This is a genomic window from Salmonella sp. SAL00653 (assembly GCF_046552515.1).
Taxonomy (GTDB): domain Bacteria; phylum Pseudomonadota; class Gammaproteobacteria; order Enterobacterales; family Enterobacteriaceae; genus Salmonella; species Salmonella enterica.
Genome location: NZ_JBGDTY010000012.1, coordinates 62,441 through 85,200, shown reverse-complemented (window position 1 = coordinate 85,200; position 22,760 = coordinate 62,441). Strand labels below are relative to the sequence as shown.

General features: G+C 53.9%; 19 protein-coding genes. 5 read left to right on the top strand and 14 right to left on the bottom strand.

The annotated features are described in order from the left end of the window. Positions 1-7: 7 nt before the first annotated feature. From nuoI to lrhA, 10 genes are all read right to left on the bottom strand, one after another. Complete coding sequence (gene nuoI / locus ACLJRU_RS14905; protein WP_000172747.1) at positions 8-550, bottom strand: NADH-quinone oxidoreductase subunit NuoI; 543 nt, start codon at positions 548-550, stop codon at positions 8-10. 14 nt (positions 551-564) lie between these two features. Continuing rightward, positions 565-1,542 (bottom strand): NADH-quinone oxidoreductase subunit NuoH, encoded by a 978-nt coding sequence (gene nuoH, locus ACLJRU_RS14900; RefSeq protein ID WP_000118515.1) that lies wholly within the window; start codon positions 1,540-1,542, stop codon positions 565-567. Continuing rightward, complete coding sequence (gene nuoG / locus ACLJRU_RS14895; protein ID WP_023235097.1) at positions 1,539-4,265, bottom strand: NADH-quinone oxidoreductase subunit NuoG; 2,727 nt, start codon at positions 4,263-4,265, stop codon at positions 1,539-1,541. The genes nuoH and nuoG overlap by 4 nt, the downstream gene beginning before the upstream one ends. A gap of 30 nt (positions 4,266-4,295) precedes the next feature. Then, entirely contained in the window at positions 4,296-5,633 is a 1,338-nt protein-coding gene (gene nuoF, locus ACLJRU_RS14890) for an NADH-quinone oxidoreductase subunit NuoF (protein WP_001540514.1), read from the bottom strand. Continuing rightward, positions 5,630-6,130 carry an NADH-quinone oxidoreductase subunit NuoE gene (gene nuoE / locus ACLJRU_RS14885; RefSeq protein ID WP_000545038.1) on the bottom strand — a complete coding sequence of 167 codons (501 nt, stop codon included), beginning with the start codon at positions 6,128-6,130 and terminating at the stop codon, positions 5,630-5,632. The genes nuoF and nuoE overlap by 4 nt, the downstream gene beginning before the upstream one ends. A gap of 2 nt (positions 6,131-6,132) precedes the next feature. Continuing rightward, positions 6,133-7,935 carry an NADH-quinone oxidoreductase subunit C/D gene (gene nuoC / locus ACLJRU_RS14880; protein ID WP_000247856.1) on the bottom strand — a complete coding sequence of 601 codons (1,803 nt, stop codon included), beginning with the start codon at positions 7,933-7,935 and terminating at the stop codon, positions 6,133-6,135. An 86-nt stretch (positions 7,936-8,021) separates the two neighbouring features. Further along, complete coding sequence (gene nuoB / locus ACLJRU_RS14875) at positions 8,022-8,684, bottom strand: NADH-quinone oxidoreductase subunit NuoB (RefSeq protein WP_000386728.1); 663 nt, start codon at positions 8,682-8,684, stop codon at positions 8,022-8,024. Between the two features lie 15 nt (positions 8,685-8,699). Continuing rightward, entirely contained in the window at positions 8,700-9,143 is a 444-nt protein-coding gene (nuoA, locus tag ACLJRU_RS14870; protein ID WP_000062993.1) for an NADH-quinone oxidoreductase subunit NuoA, read from the bottom strand. A gap of 394 nt (positions 9,144-9,537) precedes the next feature. Further along, positions 9,538-9,690 (bottom strand): hypothetical protein, encoded by a 153-nt coding sequence (locus tag ACLJRU_RS14865; protein WP_001121022.1) that lies wholly within the window; start codon positions 9,688-9,690, stop codon positions 9,538-9,540. Positions 9,691-9,769: 79 nt separating this feature from the next. Then, positions 9,770-10,708 (bottom strand): transcriptional regulator LrhA, encoded by a 939-nt coding sequence (gene lrhA, locus ACLJRU_RS14860; protein WP_038394023.1) that lies wholly within the window; start codon positions 10,706-10,708, stop codon positions 9,770-9,772. 932 nt (positions 10,709-11,640) lie between these two features. Here lrhA and alaA point away from each other — a divergent pair. Beyond that, complete coding sequence (gene alaA, locus ACLJRU_RS14855) at positions 11,641-12,855, top strand: alanine transaminase AlaA (protein ID WP_000074540.1); 1,215 nt, start codon at positions 11,641-11,643, stop codon at positions 12,853-12,855. Positions 12,856-12,948: 93 nt separating this feature from the next. Further along, positions 12,949-13,548 carry a 5'-deoxynucleotidase gene (gene yfbR / locus ACLJRU_RS14850; RefSeq protein WP_000813882.1) on the top strand — a complete coding sequence of 200 codons (600 nt, stop codon included), beginning with the start codon at positions 12,949-12,951 and terminating at the stop codon, positions 13,546-13,548. Between the two features lie 105 nt (positions 13,549-13,653). Here the strand turns inward: yfbR and ACLJRU_RS14845 are convergent, their stop codons facing one another. From ACLJRU_RS14845 to yfbV, 4 genes are all read right to left on the bottom strand, one after another. Continuing rightward, on the bottom strand, positions 13,654-15,480 hold the full coding sequence (locus tag ACLJRU_RS14845) for an SLC13 family permease (protein WP_001012856.1): 1,827 nt from the start codon (positions 15,478-15,480) through the stop codon (positions 13,654-13,656). 76 nt (positions 15,481-15,556) lie between these two features. Next, on the bottom strand, positions 15,557-16,234 hold the full coding sequence (locus ACLJRU_RS14840) for a sugar phosphatase (protein ID WP_001555201.1): 678 nt from the start codon (positions 16,232-16,234) through the stop codon (positions 15,557-15,559). After that, positions 16,227-16,721 carry a YfbU family protein gene (locus ACLJRU_RS14835; RefSeq protein ID WP_000426134.1) on the bottom strand — a complete coding sequence of 165 codons (495 nt, stop codon included), beginning with the start codon at positions 16,719-16,721 and terminating at the stop codon, positions 16,227-16,229. The genes ACLJRU_RS14840 and ACLJRU_RS14835 overlap by 8 nt, the downstream gene beginning before the upstream one ends. Before the next feature lie 82 nt (positions 16,722-16,803). Then, entirely contained in the window at positions 16,804-17,259 is a 456-nt protein-coding gene (yfbV, locus tag ACLJRU_RS14830) for a terminus macrodomain insulation protein YfbV (RefSeq protein ID WP_000106617.1), read from the bottom strand. Between the two features lie 339 nt (positions 17,260-17,598). Here yfbV and ackA point away from each other — a divergent pair, with 339 nt between their 5' ends. The 3 genes from ackA to yfcC all read left to right on the top strand — a co-directional run bounded on the left by ackA (position 17,599) and on the right by yfcC (position 22,760). Next, positions 17,599-18,801, top strand: a complete 1,203-nt coding sequence (gene ackA, locus ACLJRU_RS14825; RefSeq protein WP_000095689.1) for an acetate kinase — start codon at positions 17,599-17,601, stop codon at positions 18,799-18,801. A gap of 76 nt (positions 18,802-18,877) precedes the next feature. Beyond that, positions 18,878-21,022, top strand: a complete 2,145-nt coding sequence (gene pta / locus ACLJRU_RS14820) for a phosphate acetyltransferase (protein ID WP_000086692.1) — start codon at positions 18,878-18,880, stop codon at positions 21,020-21,022. 217 nt (positions 21,023-21,239) lie between these two features. After that, on the top strand, positions 21,240-22,760 hold the full coding sequence (gene yfcC, locus ACLJRU_RS14815; protein ID WP_031606617.1) for a putative basic amino acid antiporter YfcC: 1,521 nt from the start codon (positions 21,240-21,242) through the stop codon (positions 22,758-22,760).

Below are 22,760 nucleotides of genomic sequence, written 5' to 3'. Positions count from 1 at the left end.
CCTCTCCTTACGGTAACAGGCTCTTGACGTCGATAGGCTTGGCTTCGTTCTCTGCTTCGCCTTTATCTTTGCCGTCGATTGCCATACCCGCCATCCGGTAGAAGTTATATTCCGGGTATTTGCCCGGACCGGAAATCAGCAGATCCTCTTTTTCGTACACCAGATCCTGACGTTTGTATTCGCCCAGTTCGAAGTCCGGGGTCAACTGAATCGCCGTGGTCGGGCACGCTTCTTCGCACAGGCCGCAGAAGATGCAGCGTGAGAAGTTAATGCGGAAAAATTCCGGATACCAGCGGCCATCTTTGGTCTCCGCTTTTTGCAGAGAGATACAGCCTACCGGACAGGCTACCGCACACAGGTTACAGGCAACGCAGCGCTCTTCACCGTCCGGGTCGCGCGTGAGCACGATACGGCCACGGTAACGGGGCGGTAAATAGACCGGCTCTTCCGGATACATCCGCGTTTCGCGTTTGGCGAACGCATGCAGGCCGATCATCCAGATACTGCGTACCTGAGTGCCGAAACCTACTAATAATTCTTTTAAGGTCATGGTCTTTGTGTCCCTTATTGCGCCTGCCACAGAATGACAGCCGCCGTTACCAGCAAGTTGATGAGCGTCAGCGGCAGGCAAACTTTCCAGCCGAAGGACATTACCTGGTCATAACGCGGACGCGGTAACGACGCACGAATCAAAATGAACATCATCATGAAGAACGCGGTTTTCAGCGCGAACCAGACGAATGGCGGTAAGAACGGGCCATGCCAGCCACCGAAGAACAGCGTTACCATCAGCGCGGAAACGGTGACGATACCGATGTACTCCCCCACGAAGAACAGACCGAATTTCATACCGGAATATTCGATGTGGTAACCGTCCGCCAGTTCCTGCTCGGCTTCCGGCTGGTCAAACGGGTGACGGTGACAGACCGCTACGCCCGCGATGGCGAAAGTAACAAACCCAAAGAATTGCGGAATCACGTTCCACAGATGCGCCTGGTTATTGACGATATCGGTCATATTAAATGAACCGGCCTGCGCCACCACGCCCATCAGGGAAAGACCAAGAAACACTTCATAGCTCACCGTTTGGGCAGACGCGCGCATCGCGCCGAGCAGCGAGTATTTGTTGTTGCTCGACCAACCGGCGAACAGCACCGCGTAAACCGCCAGACCGGCCATCATCAGGAAGAACAAAATCCCGATGTTTAAATCGGCCACCACCCAATTAGGGCTAACCGGCACAATGGCGAAGGAGAGCAGCAGCGAAGTAAACGCGATCATCGGCGCCAGGGTAAAGATGACGCGATCCGAGAATTTCGGGATCCAGTCTTCTTTAAAGAACATCTTGATCATATCCGCGACCAGCTGGAGCGAGCCGCCCCAGCCAACGCGGTTTGGTCCATAACGGTTCTGGAACAGACCCAGCAGACGACGTTCGCCAAAGCTCATGAAGGCCCCGCAGGTGACGACCACCAGCAGAATCACCACCGCTTTGAGAATGCTCAGCAGGATCTCAATCAGATCCGGTGTAATCCAACTCATTGTTGCGCCTCCCGCAGATCCTCAAGACGCGCGCCAGCCAGAACCGGCGCGATGCCAGGCATACCCATCGGCAGCCCTACCTGTCCTGCCGCTAACCCTTCAGAGATTTCAACCGGCAGCGTCACCGTATTGCCATCGTAGCTAAAGGAAACGCGCGTCCCGGCATTGACGCCCAACTTCGCGGCATCCGCCGGGTTAAGTTTGATATACGGCTGCGGCATACGGATCTGGAAGACCGGAGAACGCTGAGACAATTCGTCGCTGCCAAACAGGTGGTAATACGGCACAATACGCCACTGACCGTCCTGTGCCTGGAAGCTTGCCGGCACGGTAGTGAAATAATCCAGACCGCCCTCAGTCGCTTCAATCAAACGCACGCCCGGATCGCCGTGACGCAGTTTGCTGCCCACTTCATCCTGGAATTTGTTCCACGCCTGCGGGGAGTTCCAGCCCGGCGCCCAGGCGAACGGAATTTCAGATCGCGGGGCAGTCGGTTGGTTATTCCCTTCCATTGAGAAGGCGAACATGGTGTCTTTATCCTGCGGCTGACGTGGTTCATGCACGCTGATATTGGCGCGCATCGCCGTACGACCGCTGTAACGATGCGGTTCACGCGCCAGCTTCTGCCCACGAATGCGGAAGGTCGCATCCGGCGCGGCGTCTTTAATGCCGGCAAATTGCGGCATGGCGGCAATGACCGCGTCGATCACGTGGTCAAGCTGAGTCCAGTCCACTTCGCGGTTTTCGACGGTGCTGTGCAGCGAATGCAGCCAGCGCCAGCTTTCCAGCATAATCGTCTTGTTATCGTAGTAGGCCGGATCATAAACCTGGAAGAAGCGCTGCGCGCGGCCTTCGTTGTTGATGACCGTACCATCGCTTTCGGCGAAGCTTGCCGCGGAAAGCACCAGATGCGCGTTTTCCATAATCGCCGTGCGCTGATGGTCAACCACCATCACCAGCGGCGCTTTGGCGAGCGCGGCGTTCACGCGCGTAGCGCTTGCATGACGGTGGAGATCGTTTTCCAGCACCACCACCGCGTCCGCGTTGCCGGTTTCCAGCTCGCCCAACGCATCGTCAAGCGAACCGCCGCCCATCATACCCAGCCCCATGCTGTTCACGGAGCGGGCAATCATAGTAATACCGACGTCGGCGCCACGGCCTTTCAGCGCTTTCGCCACGTTGGCGGCCGCCTGAATCACCTCACTGCTACCGGCGTTAGTGCCGGAGATAATCAGCGGTTTTTTCGCGCCGGCCAACGCCTGCACAATGACATCAATTTTGTTTTGTAAGTCGCTGTCGATACCGTCAACCGCAGGCGCTGTATTGTCCAGCGCATGAGCAATCGCAAAGCCCAGGCGCGCCTGATCTTCCACCGGCGCGCGATAGGTCCAGGCGGCGATATCATCCAGACGGGTGTCGTCCACGTTGGTCACGAACAGCGGATGTTTGGCACGCTGGCCGATGTTAAGGATGGCCGCAATCTGCCAGTCGGCCACTTTCTGCGCCGCTGCCATTTCACATGCTTTACCCTTCACCGCCTGACGTACCGCCAGCGCAACGCGCGCGCCGGTCTGGGTAACGTCTTCGCCCAAGACCAGTACCGCGTCATAAGATTCGATCTCCCGCAGCGCCGGGGTGTAAATTCCGCCTTCACGCAGCACTTTCAGCGCCAGTTGCAGACGTTCCTGCTCGCCGCGCGCGATACCGGTGTAGAAGTTTTCCGCACCAACCAGCTCACGCAGCGCAAAGTTGCTCTCAATGCTGGCGCGTGGCGAACCGATACCGATCACTTTCTTCGACTGGCGCAGAATATCCGCCGCGCCCTGCATCGCCTGCTCGGCGTTGAGGGTGATGAAGTCGTCGCCACGACGCTGAACCGGCTGACGCGGACGGTCTTTCAGGTTCACATAGCCATAGCCGAAACGACCGCGGTCGCAGAGGAAGTAGTGGTTAACGGTGCCGTTGTAACGGTTTTCGATACGGCGCAATTCGCCATAGCGCTCGCCCGGGCTGATGTTACAGCCGATGGAACACTGCTGGCAGATGCTTGGCGCAAACTGCATGTCCCATTTACGGTTATAACGCTCGGAGTGCGTTTTATCGGTGAAGACGCCGGTCGGGCAAATCTCGACCAGGTTACCGGAGAATTCGCTTTCCAGCGTACCGTCTTCCGGACGCCCGAAGTAGACGTTGTCATGCGCGCCATAGACGCCCAGATCGGTGCCGTCGGCATAATCTTTGTAGTAACGTACACAACGGTAACAGGCGATGCAGCGGTTCATTTCGTGAGAGATGAACGGCCCCAGATCCTGGTTGCGGTGGGTACGTTTGGTGAAACGGTAGCGACGGAAACTGTGGCCCGTCATTACGGTCATATCCTGAAGATGGCAGTTACCGCCCTCTTCACAGACCGGACAGTCGTGCGGGTGGTTAGTCATCAGCCACTCCACCACGCTTTCACGGAACTGTTTCGCTTCTTCGTCGTCAATAGAGATAAAGGTACCGTCGGTGGCTGGCGTCATACAGGACATCACCAGGCGACCACGCGTATCTTCCGCGTTTTGGTATTGCTTCACCGCACACTGGCGGCAAGCACCGACGCTTCCCAGCGCCGGGTGCCAGCAAAAATACGGAATATCAAGGCCGAGGGACAGACATGCCTGTAGCAGGTTGTCCGCGCCGTTGACCTCGTATTCTTTGCCGTCTACATGAATCGTAGCCATTAGCATGCTTCCAAATTAAAAATCGTTAACTCACCAGCGCTCTTTGAGCAGGTTCGGCTGAATACCATTGATTAAATGGGTATTGCTGAACGGCTGCTTGATGCCAGCTTCGAATTCTTCGCGGAAATACTTAATTGCGCTTTGCAGTGGCTCAACCGCGCCCGGCGCATGCGCGCAGAAGGTTTTACCCGGTCCGAGGAAACGACACAGTTGCTCAAGTGTCTCGATATCCCCCGGCTGGCCTTCGCCACGCTCCAGCGCGCGCAGAATTTTCACGCTCCACGGCAACCCGTCGCGGCATGGCGTACACCAGCCGCAGGATTCGCGGGCAAAGAACTCTTCCAGGTTACGCACCAGCGATACCATGCCGATTTCGTGGTCTACCGCCATCGCCAGCGCGGTGCCCAGACGGCTGCCTGCTTTACCGATGCTTTCGAATTCCATCGGCAGATCAAGATGCGCCTCGGTCAGGAAGTCGGTTCCCGCCCCGCCCGGTTGCCAGGCTTTGAATTTCAGGCCATCGCGCATACCGCCCGCGTAGTCTTCGAGGATCTCACGCGCGGTGGTGCCGAACGGTAATTCCCAGAGGCCCGGATTCTTCACGCGGCCCGAGAAGCCCATCAGCTTGGTACCCGCATCTTTGCTTTTCGAGATGTTCTGGTACCACTCCACGCCGTTGGCGAGGATTGCCGGGACGTTACACAACGTTTCGACGTTATTCACACAGGTCGGCTTGCCCCATACGCCGGAGGTCGCCGGGAAGGGCGGCTTGGAGCGTGGGTTCGCGCGGCGGCCTTCGAGGGAGTTAATCAGCGCCGTTTCTTCACCACAGATGTAACGCCCTGCCCCGGTGTGGACAAACAGTTCAAAGTCGAACCCGGTGCCCATGATATTTTTGCCAAGCAGCCCGGCCTCGGTGGCTTCAGCAATCGCACGGCGCAGATGTACAGCCGCTTCGATATATTCGCCGCGCAGGAAGATGTAACCACGATACGCTTTCAGCGCGAACGCGGAGATCAGCATGCCTTCCACCAGCAGGTGCGGCAGCTGTTCCATCAGCAGACGGTCTTTATAGGTGCCCGGTTCCATTTCATCGGCGTTACACAGCAGGTAACGGATGTTCATGGATTCATCTTTCGGCATCAGGCTCCACTTCAGACCGGTGGAAAAGCCCGCGCCGCCGCGCCCTTTCAGACCGGCGTCTTTTACCTGGCTGACGATTTCATCCGGAGACAGGCCGGTCAGCGCCTTACGCGCGCCTTCGTAGCCGTTTTTGCTACGATATTCATCCAGCCAGACCGACTGTTTGTCATCGCGCAGACGCCAGGTCAGCGGATGGGTTTCGGGAGTACGGATAACGTTTTTCATTTATACCGCTCCAGTAGTTCAGGAATGGCTTCCGGGGTCAGATGGCTGTGAGTATCCTCATCAATCATCATGTTCGGCCCTTTATCGCAATTCCCCAGGCAGCAGGTCGGCAGCAGCGTAAAGCGACCATCAAAGGTCGTCTGCCCCGGTTTGATGTTGAGATTTTTTTCCAGCGCGGCCTGAATCCCCTGATAGCCGGTGATATGGCACACCACGCTGTCGCAGTAGCGAATCACGTGGCGACCGACCGGCTGACGGAAAATCTGGCTGTAGAATGTGGCGACGCCTTCGACGTCGCTCGCCGGAATACCCAGCACATCGGCAATAGCGTAGATCGCGCCGTCCGGCACCCAGCCACGCTGCTTTTGAACGATTTTCAGCGCTTCAATGGACGCCGCACGCGGGTCTTCGTAGTGGTGCTTCTCGTGCTCTATCGCTTCACGCTCTGCCGCACTCAGCTCAAAAGCCTCGGTTTGTGGTTGTTGATTCTCGTGCATAATTAGCGGTCCACATCTGACATAACAAAATCGATACTACCCAGATAGACAATCAGGTCGGAGACCAGGCTACCGCGGATCGCCGAGGGAATCTGCTGCAGGTGCGCAAAGCTCGGCGTGCGCACGCGGGTACGGTAGCTCATAGTGCTGCCGTCGCTGGTCAGGTAGTAACTGTTAATCCCCTTCGTCGCTTCCACCATCTGGAAGGACTCCTGCGCCGGCATCACCGGGCCCCAGGAGACCTGCAGGAAGTGGGTGATCAGGGTTTCGATATGTTGCAGCGTGCGCTCTTTCGGCGGCGGCGTGGTCAGCGGGTGATCCGCTTTGAACGGGCCTTCCGGCATGTTATCGAGGCACTGCTGAAGAATGCGCAGACTCTGGCGCAGCTCTTCCACTTTCAGCATCACGCGGGTATAGCAGTCGGAAACGCCGCCGCCCACCGGCACTTCAAAGTCAAAGTTTTCGTAGCCAGAGTATGGACGCCATTTACGTACGTCGAAGTCGATCCCGGTCGCGCGCAGCCCTGCGCCGGTGGTGCCCCACTCCAGCGCCTCTTTCGCGCCGTAAGCGGCAACGCCCTGCGAACGCCCTTTCAGAATAGTGTTACGCAGCGCGGCTTTCTCGTAAGAATCCAGACGCTTCGGCATCCACTCAAGGAACTCTCGCAGCAGGCGATCCCAACCGCGCGGCAAGTCGTGCGCGACGCCGCCGATACGGAACCAGGCCGGGTGCATACGGAAACCGGTAATGGCTTCCACCAGGTCATAAATTTTCTGCCGGTCGGTAAAGGCAAAGAAGACCGGCGTCATCGCGCCGACGTCCTGAATAAAGGTCGAGATGTACAGCAGATGACTGTTAATGCGGAACAGTTCGGAGAGCATCACGCGGATGACGTTCACACGATCCGAGACGGTGATCCCTGCCAACTTTTCTACCGCCAGCACGTACGGCATTTCATTGACGCAGCCACCGAGATATTCGATACGGTCGGTATAGGGAATGTAGCTATGCCAGGACTGGCGCTCGCCCATTTTTTCGGCGCCGCGGTGGTGATAACCGATATCCGGCACGCAGTCGACGATTTCTTCACCGTCAAGTTGCAGGATAATGCGAAACGCACCGTGCGCAGACGGGTGGTTCGGGCCGAGGTTGAGGAACATAAAGTCCTCGTTGTCAGTCCCGCGCTTCATCCCCCAGTCTTCCGGCTTAAAGGTCAGCGCTTCCATCTCCAGATCCTGCTTGGCTTTGGTCAGCTCAAACGGATCGAATTCGGTCGCGCGCGCCGGATAATCTTTACGCAGCGGATGGCCTTCCCAGGTTTGCGGCATCATGATGCGCGTCAGGTGCGGGTGGCCTTCGATATCAATACCAAACATTTCCCAGGTCTCACGCTCGTACCAGTTGGCGTTAGGGAAAAGTTTAGTGAAGGTCGGCACGCGCAGGTCGTTTTCAGACAACGCCACCTTGAGCATGATATCGCGATTACGCTCAATGGAAATCAGGTGGTAGAAAACGGAAAAATCCGCGGCGGGTAACCCGTCACGGTGCGTACGCAGGCGTTCATCCATGCCGTGTAAGTCAAACAGCATGACGTAAGGTTTCGGCAGTTTCTTTAAGAAATCGCCAACCTCCAGTAGTTGTTCACGCTTGACCCAAACAACGGGGATACCGGTGCGGGTCGCCTGAACGGTAAAGGCATCCGGCCCAAAACGGTTGCGCAGTTCGCCGATAACCGGATCATCAAGATGATCGCGGGTACTCCATGCAGCGTCTTGCGCGGTTAAGTCGGTCATATTGTTCACCATTGCAAATGGTCCGTGGTGGTCGGCAGTGCTTCGCGCTATTAAAATAGTGGTTAGCGAAGTGAAGTGCTGCTGCCGACAGGCGCAAATTAAATCTCGTCCGGGGTACGCAGGTTCGTGACGGCAATACGCTCGCCGCGTTTACGTTCGCGTTCTGGCTGCATATTGGCGCGATACACGCCCTGATCGCCCACCACCCATGAGAGCGGACGGCGCTCTTTGCCAATCGATTCTTGCAGCAGCATCAACGCCTGCATATACGCTTCCGGACGCGGCGGACAGCCAGGGATATACACATCCACCGGGATGAACTTATCAACGCCCTGCACTACCGAATAAATATCATACATGCCGCCGGAGTTGGCGCAGGCGCCCATAGAAATGACCCATTTTGGCTCCAGCATTTGGTCATACAGACGCTGAATAACCGGGGCCATTTTGGTAAAGCAGGTACCGGCCACCACCATCAGGTCAGCCTGACGTGGCGACGCACGCAGCACTTCCGCGCCGAAACGGGCAACGTCATGCACTGCGGTAAAAGAGGTCACCATCTCTACATAGCAGCAAGAAAGGCCGAAGTTGTAGGGCCAAATTGAGTTTTTACGGCCCCAGTTAACCATGTCATGCAGTTTGCCCATGAACACGTTTTTGTTAACTTCCTGCTCCAGGGGGTCGGTTACGATCTCCTGTTTTTGCAGGGGGTAACGGTCATTCTCACCGTTAGGATCTATGCGGGTGAGCGTATAATCCATCTTAATGCCTCGCGGTTAGCGTTGACGATTAGCGATACTGTTCGTTTCCGGGTTCATACGCTCGCGGCGTGAACGCGCGGGCGTCCAGTCCAACGCGCCAATACGCGCCAGATAAACCAGACCAGCCAGTAACACAAAAATAAAAATTGCAGCTTCCACAAAGCCAACCCAGCCGCTTTCGCGGATAGAAGTTGACCATGCGAACAGATACAGCGCTTCAACGTCGAAGATAACGAAGAACATGGCTACCAGGTAAAACTTGGCAGACAGGCGTAAGCGGGCGGTGCCGACCGAGTCGATACCTGATTCAAACGGAACGTTCTTGTGCCTCGCGCGTGCGCGACCGCCCAAAAACCAACCGCCTACCAGCATCAGGCAGCACAGGCCAATGGCAACGATAAGAAAGATAGCGAATGCCCAGTGATGAGCGATGACTTCAGTGGATGTTGACATACTCATTGCTTACTCATCAAAAGTAGCGCCAGTTTCTCTGCTCTTTACGGCAGATGGGCGCCACATCGATTCATGGGGAGGAATAAAAAAAACCCTACAATTACTGTAGAAAATGATAAAAACAGCTAATTGATGTGGTTTTTTACTCCTTTCTATAACCTTTTGTCAACTTTAACAAAAGTTCCTTCACATTAATTTACATCAATTCATCACCATTAACATTAAGTGCCATCCTGGAGAAAATGACTCTTCGGCCAGGGGGGATTTTATGTTGTTGAATCGTGTCCGTTGTGAAGCAAAAGAAATAACACACACCTATTTTGACAGGAATTTGTGAAGATGCCTCCCCCTAAATGGGAGTATTTTCTTGATCTGTGACACGCTTTTGTTAATTCACCCCCTAAAACAGCAACAATTTCTCTAGTTTTTTAACATGCAAATTCATAAAATGGATGTTCTGGTTATTTTTTACCCACATTGAACTGCGAATCGCTACTGGCTGATTTACCGCAACTTTTACAATTTGTGCGGTTAAGCGCGTACAGATGGGCACAAAAAAAGAGCCACTGAGCGTTTTTTCATCGCCAGCGGCTCTTTTTTACATTTACGACTTAGCGCCTTTTGCCTGCGAGCTACTCAAAACCCCCTTCCACCATCAGCGGATCATCTCCGCCCTCTGCAGAAAACTGGTTGTAATGCCATGGGTTTTGATAGCTTTCCATCGCATGGAAAATCACCATCGCCAGCTCGTTCTGGCTATTGGGATCGCGGCACAACAGATATTCCGTATCCGGCAAAGGCGGTAATCCGTCTGCGGCGCCCAGCACGCGAAGGTCGGGACTCATCATTTCGACAGGTCGAGCCGTTACGCCAAGACTGGCTTTAACGGCCGCGCGTACCGCCGGTAATGTAGACGCCACATAGGCCAGCCGCCAGGGAATACCCGCTGCATTTAGCGTCTCCAGCACCATATCGCGGAATGGGCTGGGATCGTCCAGCAGGACTAATGGTACGGGCTCTCCCCTTTGCAAAACATACTCAGCCGCACAATACCAATGGGTGGGCGAGGTCCGCAAATTCAGACAGTCCAGCGAATGAGGTTGGTTAGTCGTCACCACCAAATCTACTTCCTGCGATTTAACCATGTCCACCATATAGGCGTTGCGTTTTACCCGTACATCAAGCGCGAGTTTCGGATAAACCGAGCTGATTCGGCTAAGCAAAAAAGGCAGGATAGTATCAGCTGATTCATCAGAAGCGCCGATTGTTAACACTCCCTGAAGATTACTGAACATTAATGATGAACACGCCTCATCATTAAAACGCAGGATTTTTCTGGCGTACCCCAGAAGCTGGATACCGTGTTCGGTCAAAAGTTTGTTACGGCCATGGCGGGCGAACAATTCCTTTCCCACGAGTTGCTCAAGACGCTGCATTTGCTGACTGACCGCAGACTGAGTACGACATACCGCCGCCGCCGCCGCGGCGAAGGTGTTCAGATCGGCAACGGCCACGAACGTTCTCAGCAGATCGAGATCGAGGTTAATTATCGGACGATTTGCATTTATCATAATTTTTCACTTACTGGCGGGTCATATCGGGCTGACCTGGTTAATGCTGTGCATTCAGAAACAAGCAATTCCATTTGTAATGTGCATCCTTCGCAGTACCGCCTGGTTACCCAGGTAAATGTTAGAATGTAATTGAAAATACGACCAAAACACTTCTCTTACTTACTGATATAATACCAAATGCAACTGATCGGGATATATCAAAGAGAATGTGTCATACCTTTAGGCGTCTACAGATTTCTGCTAATGATGGACGTGTAAATCTTGTAACAAGCGTCAAATAGTTTACCGAGACGCACAGATACAAAAACAATATATTGAACAATAGGTTATGTATAAAATCGCGTCATGAAAATTAGCAGACAACGCAGACTACGCCCCCGTTTCGGATCATTATCTTAACCTAAAACCGCTATATTTATAAGTATTATTACGAATAATCTTAACCTGGGATATGTTATACTAATCGGACCAGAAAGATATTATTACGACTTTAGTAAATGCTTTTTAAATATTAAATAATAATTAATTAAGATTTCTACCATTCATTAATTATACTTAACAATAGTTTCACCCCCCCCGCCGCCGGAAAGGTCTAACCTTCTCATTTTACCTTTAATACTCAGTATTTCCGAAATAGCCAGCGCGACACTAATGATGAATGCTTATCTCTCATAAAACAGATAATTTCTGACAACATAAAAAACCACATTACGCGCAATCATATAGAATAAAACACCATACATACAAACAAAAATAGAAAATACATCTAACCAAATGATTTTATGAAGTTTTAAACAGCACGAAAGCGCGTTAAAAATAAACAAAATCTTCTTCTGTTCACTCTTCAAAACTCACCGTCGTGGGAGTACATTGTTTCGTGCTGACTTCCACGGCAGGGAGTGGCAATAACAGCTAAAAGGTCAAGATTCATGTCCCCCATTGAAAAATCCAGCAAACTCGAAAATGTCTGTTATGACATTCGTGGCCCCGTTCTGAAAGAAGCAAAACGCCTTGAGGAAGAAGGTAATAAAGTTCTTAAACTGAATATCGGCAACCCCGCCCCCTTCGGATTCGAAGCGCCGGACGAAATTCTGGTCGATGTCATTCGTAATTTGCCGACGGCGCAAGGATATTGCGACTCGAAAGGGCTTTATTCCGCCCGTAAAGCGATTATGCAGCATTATCAGGCCCGTGGAATGCGCGATGTAACCGTGGAAGATATCTATATCGGTAACGGCGTTTCCGAGCTGATCGTTCAGGCGATGCAGGCGTTGCTTAACAGTGGCGATGAAATGCTGGTTCCCGCGCCCGATTATCCGTTATGGACAGCGGCGGTATCGCTCTCCAGCGGCAAGGCGGTACATTATCTTTGCGATGAATCTTCCGACTGGTTCCCGGACCTTGACGATATCCGCGCCAAAATCACCCCACGTACGCGTGGTATTGTCATTATTAATCCAAACAACCCTACTGGCGCCGTCTATTCTAAAGAATTGTTGATGGAAATTGTCAACATTGCGCGCGAGCATAATCTCATCATCTTCGCCGATGAAATTTATGACAAGATTCTCTATGACGATGCCGAGCATCACTCTATCGCCGCACTGGCGCCTGATCTGCTGACCATCACCTTTAATGGTTTGTCTAAAACCTATCGCGTCGCCGGCTTCCGCCAGGGCTGGATGGTGCTGAACGGGCCGAAAAAACATGCGAAAGGCTATATTGAAGGGCTGGAGATGTTAGCCTCAATGCGCCTGTGCGCCAACGTCCCGGCGCAACATGCTATTCAGACCGCGCTCGGCGGCTATCAAAGCATTAGCGAATTTATTCTGCCGGGCGGTCGACTGTATGAACAGCGTAACCGCGCCTGGGAGTTGATTAACGATATCCCCGGCGTTTCCTGCGTAAAACCGCGCGGCGCGTTGTACATGTTCCCCAGGATCGACGCTAAACGTTTTAATATTCACGACGACCAGAAGATGGTGCTGGACTTCCTGCTACAGGAAAAGGTGCTGCTGGTGCAAGGTACCGCCTTTAACTGGCCGTGGCCGGATCACTTCCGCATTGTGACGCTACCGCGTGAAGATGACCTGGAGATGGCCATCAACCGTTTTGGGCGTTTCCTCTCAGGTTACCATCAATAATCTTAAATTCAGGCTACTTCGGTAGCCTGAATTGCATCTTCATCCGCCTCCCCGCACAATGAAGTCTGCCGCAGTGAAAACAAAAGGTAATCTATGAAGCAGAGCCATTTTTTCGCCCATCTCTCCCGCATGAAGTTGATTAACCGCTGGCCGCTGATGCGTAACGTGCGTACGGAAAACGTCTCCGAACATAGTCTGCAGGTGGCGATGGTCGCCCATGCGTTGGCGGCGATAAAAAACCGTAAATTTGGCGGTCAGCTCAATGCTGAACGCATCGCGCTTCTGGCGATGTATCATGATGCCTCGGAAGTACTGACCGGCGATCTGCCGACGCCGGTAAAATATTTTAATTCCCAGATAGCCCAGGAATATAAAGCGATCGAAAAAATCGCCCAGCAAAAGCTGGTTGATATGGCGCCGGATGAATTACGCGATATTTTCGCACCGCTTATTGATGAGAATGCCTGGAGCGAAGAAGAACAGGCAATCGTAAAACAGGCCGATGCGCTTTGCGCCTACCTGAAATGCCTGGAGGAGCTCTCAGCGGGAAACAATGAGTTTGGACTGGCAAAAACGCGGCTGGAAAAAACGCTGGAATTACGTCGCAGCCAGGAGATGGACTATTTTATGGCGGTGTTCGTACCAAGTTTCCATCTCTCTCTTGACGAGATAAGCCAGGATTCACCGCTTTAAACGGTTTTGCCGGATGGCGACGTCAACGTCTTATCCGGCCTGGACGTAGCGTGATATCCGTAGGCCTGATAAGCGTAGCGCCATCAGGCCTTTTCCTGTCTGGGGTTAAAACGGAAACAACATCGGAATCATCACAATACAAACCGCCATCACAATAAGCGTGAACGGCACGCCAAGCTTCACAAAATCGCTAAAGCTATAGTTTCCCGGCCCCAGAACCAGAGTATTGACCGGCGATGAAACCGGCGTCATAAAGGCGGCGGATGCCGCCATCGCCACCGCCATCGCAAACGGATAGGGCGACACCCCCATCGATTTCGCCGCCGCCAGCGCAATCGGCGCCATCAGCACCGCCGTTGCCGTGTTAGAAATGAACAGTCCTATGACGGCGCACAGCACGAACAGGCATCCCAGCATCATATACGGCCCATAGCCGCCGCCGATATCCATTAATCCTTGCACGACCAGAGAGACGCCGCCGGTTTTTTGCAACGCCAGCGCAAACGGCATCATACCCACAATCAAGATAATACTCGGCCAGTGGATCGCTTTATACGCGCTTTCAGCATCAATACAGCGAAATTTCCCCATCAGCAGGCAGGCGATAATCGCCGCGATCGGGTTGGGAATTTCATCGGTCAACATCAGCGCCACCATCAGTACCAGGCAGAAAATGGCGTGCGGCGCCTGGCTGTGCGCAGGAGAGGCTTCGCTGACCTCAACCGGCATATTCAGCACCACAAAGTCGCGGCCTTTTTGCCCCAGCAGGCTGATTAACTTCCAGTTCCCCACAACCAGAATGATATCGCCCATCAATAACGGTTCATCGGCCAGCGATCCTTCCAGCGCGACGCCGTCGCGTTTCAGGCCGACCACATTCAGCCCGTAACGTGTACGGAAGGCGATTTCACGCACCGACTTGCCTATCAGTTCAGACTCCGGAATAAGCGAAATTTCCGCCATGCCAACATCCAACGCCTGATCGGAAAAATATTCTCCACGCAATACCATCGGTTCCAGCAGTTGCTCGGCGCAGAACTCTCTGAGGTCAACCTCCGCCGCCGACATATCAATCAGCAGAACGTCGCGAGCGCGAAACTCCGATACGCCGTTCACATTGACGATAACCCGCCGAAAGCGCCGCCAGCGTTCAACGCCGATGACATTGGCGCCGTAACGTTCGCGCAGTTTAAGGTCGTCCAGCCGCTGTCCCACCATTGGCGAACCGGGGCGAATCGCCAGACGGCGAGCGCGCCCCGTCAGACGGTACTCGCGGATAAGATCGCGGAAAGTGCGCCGCTTACCGGCCTGTTGTCCGGGCGCATCGCCTTTTAGCATGAAGCGCATCACCAGCATATAAACAATGCCGAGCGCCAACACCACTATCCCCAGCGGCGTCACGCTAAAAAAGTTGAACCCATGCAGGCCTTCACGCAGCAGTTCACTGTTAACCACCAGGTTCGGCGGCGTCGCCACCAGCGTCATCATTCCGCTGATAAGCCCGGCAAAACTCAGCGGCATCATCAGGCGCGAAGGCGAGGTTTGCATATGCATAGAAACGCTAAGAACAACGGGGATAAAGATCGCCACCACGCCGGTTGAACTCATGAAAGCGCCAAGTCCGGCGACGGTGATCATCAGTAAAACCAGCATTTTGATTTCACTGCTGCCCGCCATTTTAACCAGCCAGGTACCGACCACCGTCGCAACGCCGGTGCGCACGAGGCCGTCGCCAATAATAAATAAGGCGGCGATAAGAATGACATTCGGATCGCTAAAGCCGGAGAAGGCTTCCGGAAGGGTCAAGGTACCGCTAAGGACAAAAGCAACAATGACGAATAAAGCCACCGCATCCATACGTACTTTGCCCGTCGCAAACAACACGACGGCAATCGCCAGTAAAGAGAGAACCCAAATCAATTCACCGTTCACAACATATCCTTGTCAGATGAGAAGATAACGCGATTCTGCCATAAATATGCCCCGCCAAAGCGGGGCGATATCATGATCAGGTCTTTCTTAACACCACCACATCGCCGTTTGGTTGTTTAGCGACCGATAATTGCGTCAGGCTATCCAACGCAAAATCAACATCCGCCAGACGCGGCGTGTCGGCCGGCGCATTGACCGCAATGACGTGGCAGCCCGCAGCCAGTCCGGACAGCACGCCAGCCGGGGCATCTTCTACTACGACGCACTCCTGAGGGGCCAGGCCAAGCAGTTGTGCGCCCAGCAAATACGCATCCGGCTCCGGTTTGCCGCGTTTGACTCGTTCGGCGGTGACAAACACCTCTGGCGCTGGAAGGCCCGCGACCTGATGGCGCGCACGCGCGACCGGCATTGAACCGGAGGTAACGATAGCCCACGGAATGCCCGCTTTATTCAGGTGATTGAGTAAATCGACTGCCCCCGGCAACGCGGTGATCCCTGCGGTTTCAGTGGCTTCTATTTGCTCCAGGCGCGTAAACTCAGCGGCAATTTCCGCCTCCGATTTACCCGCCATAAAATGCCGCAACGAGGTGATCGCCTGTTTGCCATGAATAAAGCCCAGCACCTCATCATGAGCAAGGTTAAAACGATCGGCCCAGCTACACCACGCGCGTTCAACGGCAGGTAATGAGTCAACCAACGTTCCATCCAGATCAAACAGAAAACCTTTACACTGCACGCGAGCCTCCTCAGGCATTAATGATTTGATTGATTTCATTCGCGCTCAGGTGGTACTGACGCGGGCAGGCATGCCAGACATTCAACATCCGCTGGTATTTTTCCCACATCGGCGTCTGGGCATTAAAGCCGTGCGTCCCGGCGTCAAAGTGAGTGTAGCGTCCTTCTATATTCACCATAAAACGGACATAGCCGAGGTAACGCGCTTCCGTCGCGGCGTCAAACCCCAGGAAGGTGACGCGACGTTCGTCGATAGCTTGCGTATCTTTGAGGTTGGCCCAGGAGACGTGCAGCGCATGGTACATCTCCATAATATCGATGATGGTACGACAGGTCTCTTCCGTCAGCTCGCCAAACTCGCGATCCAGCTCGCGCATCTGCAGGCCGTAGCCGCGTTCAATAATTGTTTGTAAGCGACGGTAACGCTCGGCGTTGGTGGGATCGAGCATCGTCATCATTTTGTACTGGTTAGACAAAATCAGACGTTGCGCGTTGGTCATTTCCATTTTGAACTCCTGTATCACGCTATGGCGATGAAAAAAAGAAGGCATTGGTATGCCTTCTTTTATATGCGTAATCCGGGGTCAATTACAAATCATCCAGGAAAGTTTTATCCAGTTGTTTGAAGGCGCGCTTAAGCGTGTCAGCTAATGCCTGGTAATCCGGCTTTCCTTCTACCGGCGCCAGCGCTTGTCCAGCCTCCTGCAATTTACCGCGAACTTCGTAAAACCAGTTAAGGATTGAAGGCGGTAACGGCGTCACGGAACGTTTTCCTAACCACCATAATCCCTGCATGGGCAAGCTCAGGGCGAACAGAGCGGTCGCCACGGCCGGGCCTAACTGACCGCCCAGCGCTATCTGCCAGCATAATGTAAAGACGGCGACAGGCGGCATAAATCGTATGGCATAGCGCGTCATACGAATGACGCGGTTTTCGACGAAAACGGGCGCCAGCCGCTTTTCCATCGGCCACGTCTTCGCGTAGTGCTGCCCCCGGCGAAATAAGCTAAAAAAATTTACGGAGCGATTATCCGGTGTCGACATGGCCTACCTCAACTTCACATATAAAATTTAAAAAATTTGTGCAAAACAACAACTGCGAGGGACAACGTTCAAAACATTTTGTCTTCGATACCCACTATCAGGTATCCTGTGTCGGCCTGTCAAAGGCCGGTAGTTTAAAATCATTGAGTCGTCAATATTACACATAGTATGCCATTGGCTGAAAAATACGCAAAATGGCATAGACTCAAAGGTATTTCTTCCATCATGCCCAAAAAAACTCCTGCGCATGATGTTAATCATAAATGTCAGGGCTATCATGCGCTACGCTCTATGGCTCACTGACGTTTTTTTAGCCACGTATCATAAATAGGTACTTCCATGTCGAGTAAGTTAGTACTGGTTCTGAACTGCGGTAGTTCTTCACTGAAATTTGCAATTATTGATGCAGTTAATGGTGATGAATACCTTTCTGGTTTAGCCGAATGTTTCCATCTGCCAGAAGCACGCATCAAATGGAAAATGGACGGCAGTAAACAAGAAGCGGCTTTAGGTGCAGGCGCCGCTCACAGTGAAGCGCTGAACTTTATCGTTAACACTATTCTGGCACAAAAACCAGAACTGTCTGCGCAGTTAACTGCAATTGGTCACCGTATCGTACACGGCGGCGAGAAGTATACCAGCTCCGTAGTCATTGATGAGTCCGTCATTCAGGGCATCAAAGATTCCGCCTCTTTCGCACCGCTGCATAACCCGGCTCACCTGATTGGTATCGCCGAAGCGCTGAAATCTTTCCCGCAGCTGAAAGATAAAAACGTTGCAGTATTCGACACCGCCTTCCATCAGACCATGCCGGAAGAATCTTACCTGTATGCCCTGCCGTACAGCCTGTATAAAGAACACGGCGTTCGTCGCTATGGCGCACACGGCACCAGCCACTTCTATGTAACTCAGGAAGCGGCAAAAATGCTGAACAAGCCGGTAGAAGAACTGAACATTATCACCTGCCACCTGGGCAACGGCGGTTCTGTTTCCGCTATCCGTAACGGTAAATGCGTGGATACCTCTATGGGTCTGACCCCGCTGGAAGGCCTGGTCATGGGTACCCGTTCCGGCGATATCGACCCTGCGATTATCTTCCACCTGCACGACACTCTGGGCATGAGCGTGGATCAGATCAACAAAATGCTGACCAAAGAGTCCGGTCTGCTGGGTCTGACTGAAGTGACCAGCGACTGCCGTTATGTTGAAGACAACTACGCCACCAAAGAAGACGCAAAACGTGCGATGGATGTTTACTGCCACCGCCTGGCGAAGTACATCGGTTCTTACACCGCTCTGATGGACGGTCGTCTGGATGCAGTCGTGTTCACCGGCGGTATCGGTGAAAACGCCGCGATGGTTCGCGAACTGTCTCTGGGTAAACTGGGCGTGCTGGGCTTTGAAGTCGACCACGAACGTAACCTGGCGGCCCGCTTCGGCAAATCTGGTTTCATCAACAAAGAAGGTACCCGTCCGGCGGTGGTGATCCCAACCAACGAAGAACTGGTTATCGCGCAGGACGCGAGCCGTCTGACTGCCTGATTTCACACCGCCAGCCTCGCTGGCGGTGCTGTTTTGTAACCCGTCCCCAAAAGACGGTAACGAAAGAGGATAAACCGTGTCCCGTATTATTATGCTGATCCCTACCGGAACCAGCGTCGGCCTGACCAGCGTCAGCCTCGGCGTCATCCGTGCTATGGAACGCAAAGGCGTTCGTCTGAGCGTCTTTAAGCCTATCGCCCAGCCTCGCGCTGGCGGCGATGCGCCTGACCAGACCACCACTATCGTTCGCGCGAACTCTACCCTGCCGGCGGCTGAACCGCTGAAGATGAGCCACGTTGAATCTCTGCTTTCCAGCAACCAGAAAGACGTGCTGATGGAAGAGATCATCGCGAACTACCATGCGAATACCAAAGACGCGGAAGTGGTGCTGGTTGAAGGTCTGGTTCCGACCCGTAAACATCAGTTCGCTCAGTCTCTGAACTATGAAATCGCGAAAACGCTGAATGCGGAAATCGTTTTTGTCATGTCTCAGGGTACCGACACGCCAGAACAGCTGAACGAGCGTATCGAACTGACGCGCAGCAGCTTCGGCGGCGCGAAAAACACCAACATCACCGGCGTTATCATCAACAAACTGAATGCGCCGGTTGATGAACAAGGCCGTACTCGCCCGGATCTGTCGGAGATCTTTGACGACTCTTCCAAAGCGCAGGTGATCAAAATCGATCCTGCTAAACTGCAGGAATCCAGCCCGCTGCCGGTTCTGGGCGCGGTGCCGTGGAGCTTCGACCTGATTGCGACCCGCGCTATCGATATGGCGCGTCACCTGAACGCCACCATCATTAACGAAGGCGATATCAAAACCCGCCGCGTTAAATCCGTTACGTTCTGCGCGCGTAGTATTCCGCATATGCTGGAACATTTCCGCGCAGGATCGTTGTTAGTGACCTCCGCTGACCGTCCGGACGTACTGGTCGCAGCTTGCCTGGCCGCGATGAACGGCGTAGAAATCGGCGCCCTGTTGCTGACCGGCGGCTATGAAATGGACGCACGCATTTCTAAACTGTGCGAACGCGCATTCGCCACCGGTCTGCCGGTCTTTATGGTGAACACCAACACCTGGCAGACTTCGCTGAGCCTGCAAAGCTTCAATCTGGAAGTCCCGGTTGATGACCATGAGCGCATCGAGAAAGTTCAGGAATACGTCGCGAACTACGTTAACGCTGAGTGGATCGAGTCGCTGACCGCCACTTCCGAGCGTAGCCGTCGTCTCTCTCCGCCGGCGTTCCGCTACCAACTGACCGAGCTGGCGCGTAAAGCCGGTAAACGCGTAGTGCTGCCGGAAGGCGACGAACCGCGTACCGTCAAAGCGGCGGCAATCTGCGCTGAACGCGGCATCGCCACTTGCGTACTGCTGGGCAACCCGGATGAAATCAACCGCGTCGCGGCATCTCAGGGCGTTGAGCTGGGCGCAGGTATTGAAATCGTCGATCCGGAAGTGGTGCGTGAAAGCTATGTCGCTCGCCTGGTTGAGCTGCGTAAGAGCAAAGGCATGACCGAACCGGTTGCCCGCGAACAGCTGGAAGACAACGTGGTGCTCGGCACGCTGATGCTGGAGCAAGACGAAGTCGACGGCCTGGTTTCCGGCGCGGTTCATACCACCGCCAACACCATCCGTCCGCCGCTGCAGCTTATTAAAACGGCGCCGGGTAGCTCCCTGGTCTCTTCTGTGTTCTTTATGCTACTGCCGGAACAGGTTTACGTTTACGGCGACTGCGCAATCAACCCAGACCCGACCGCAGAGCAGCTGGCAGAAATCGCGATTCAGTCTGCGGATTCCGCCATTGCCTTCGGCATCGAACCGCGTGTGGCAATGCTCTCCTACTCCACCGGCACCTCTGGCGCGGGCAGCGACGTAGAGAAAGTACGTGAAGCGACGCGTCTGGCGCAGGAAAAACGTCCTGACCTGATGATCGACGGTCCGTTGCAGTACGACGCCGCGGTCATGGCTGACGTAGCGAAATCCAAAGCGCCGAACTCACCGGTTGCGGGTCGCGCTACCGTGTTCATTTTCCCGGATCTGAACACCGGTAACACCACCTACAAAGCGGTACAGCGCTCTGCCGACCTGATCTCCATCGGGCCGATGCTGCAGGGTATGCGCAAGCCGGTGAACGACCTGTCCCGTGGCGCGCTGGTTGACGATATCGTCTACACCATCGCCCTGACGGCAATCCAGGCTTCTCAACAGCAGCAGTAACAGTAAAAGCTAATGCCGGATGGCGGCGTGAACGCCTTGTCCGGCCTACAGGTGAAATACCGTTGTAGGCCGGATAAGACGCGTTAGCATCGCCATCCGGCATTCTGCTATTTACCCTGCAAAGCGGAATTTTTTGCTTAACTGCGCTGCATCAATGAATAACTATTCCCTTCTTCTCATACTTAGCCTCTTTGCTTTGCAACAGGGATAGTCTGTCATGTCTGTCGTTACAGAATCAAAAACAGCCAGAAAATGGACAATGCCCGATACGCTGGTCATCATCTTTTTTGTCGCCATTTTAACCAGTATCGCCACCTGGGTCGTCCCCGTTGGGATGTTTGATAGCCAGGAAGTGCAGTATCAGGTCGATGGTCAGACAAAAACCCGCAAGGTCGTCGACCCGCACTCTTTTCGCATTGTGACCAATGAGGCCGGGGAAGCGCAGTATCATCGCGTACAATTTTTCACTACTGGCGATGAAAGACCAGGGCTGATGAATTTTCCGTTTGAAGGGTTAACATCCGGATCGAAGTTCGGCACTGCCGTCGGCATCATTATGTTTATGTTGGTGATTGGCGGCGCATTCGGCATCGTGATGCGTACCGGCACCGTGGATAACGGCATTCTGGCGCTTATTCGCCACACGCGGGGCAACGAAGTCCTGTTTATTCCGGTGCTATTTGTTCTCTTTTCGTTAGGGGGCGCCGTATTTGGCATGGGCGAAGAGGCGGTCGCCTTTGCAATTATCATAGCCCCGCTGATGGTCAGGCTGGGCTATGACAGCATTACCACCGTCCTGGTGACCTATATCGCCACCCAAATTGGCTTTGCCAGTTCGTGGATGAACCCTTTCTGCGTAGTCGTCGCCCAGGGGATTGCCGGCGTGCCGGTACTTTCCGGTTCCGGGCTGCGTATTGTGGTCTGGGTTGTCGCCACGCTGATTGGGTTGTTTTTTACGCTGGTCTACGCCTCACGCGTGAAAAAGAATCCGCTGCTTTCCCGCGTCCACGAATCCGATCGCTATTTCCGCGAACAGCAGGATGAAGTCGTCCAGCGCCCTTTCACCTTTGGTGACTGGCTGGTACTACTGGTCCTGACCGGCGTAATGATTTGGGTCGTCTGGGGCGTGATTGTCCACGCCTGGTTTATTCCGGAGATCGCCAGCCAGTTTTTCACCATGGGCGTGGTGATCGGCCTCATCGGCGTTATCTTCCGCCTCAACGGTATGACGGTCAACGTGATGGCGTCCTCATTCACCGAAGGGGCGAGGATGATGATCGCGCCCGCCTTGCTGGTGGGTTTTGCCAAAGGCATTCTGCTGCTGGTCGGCAACGGCGAAGCCGGGGAACCCAGCGTGCTCAATACGTTGCTTAACAGTATCGCGCATGGCATCAGCGGGCTTAATAATGCTATCGCCGCCTGGTTTATGCTGCTCTTCCAGGCGGTATTTAATTTCTTTGTCACGTCCGGTTCGGGCCAGGCGGCGTTAACCATGCCATTACTGGCGCCGCTCGGCGATCTGGTCGGCGTTAACCGTCAGGTGACTGTTCTGGCCTTCCAGTTTGGCGATGGCTTCAGCCATATTATCTATCCGACATCGGCCTCGCTGATGGCCACGCTGGGCGTGTGCCGGGTCGATTTTCGCAACTGGCTGAAAGTGGGGGCGTCGCTGCTGGGACTACTGTTTATTATGTCCAGCGTGGTCGTCATTGGCGCGCAGATGATGGGATATCATTGA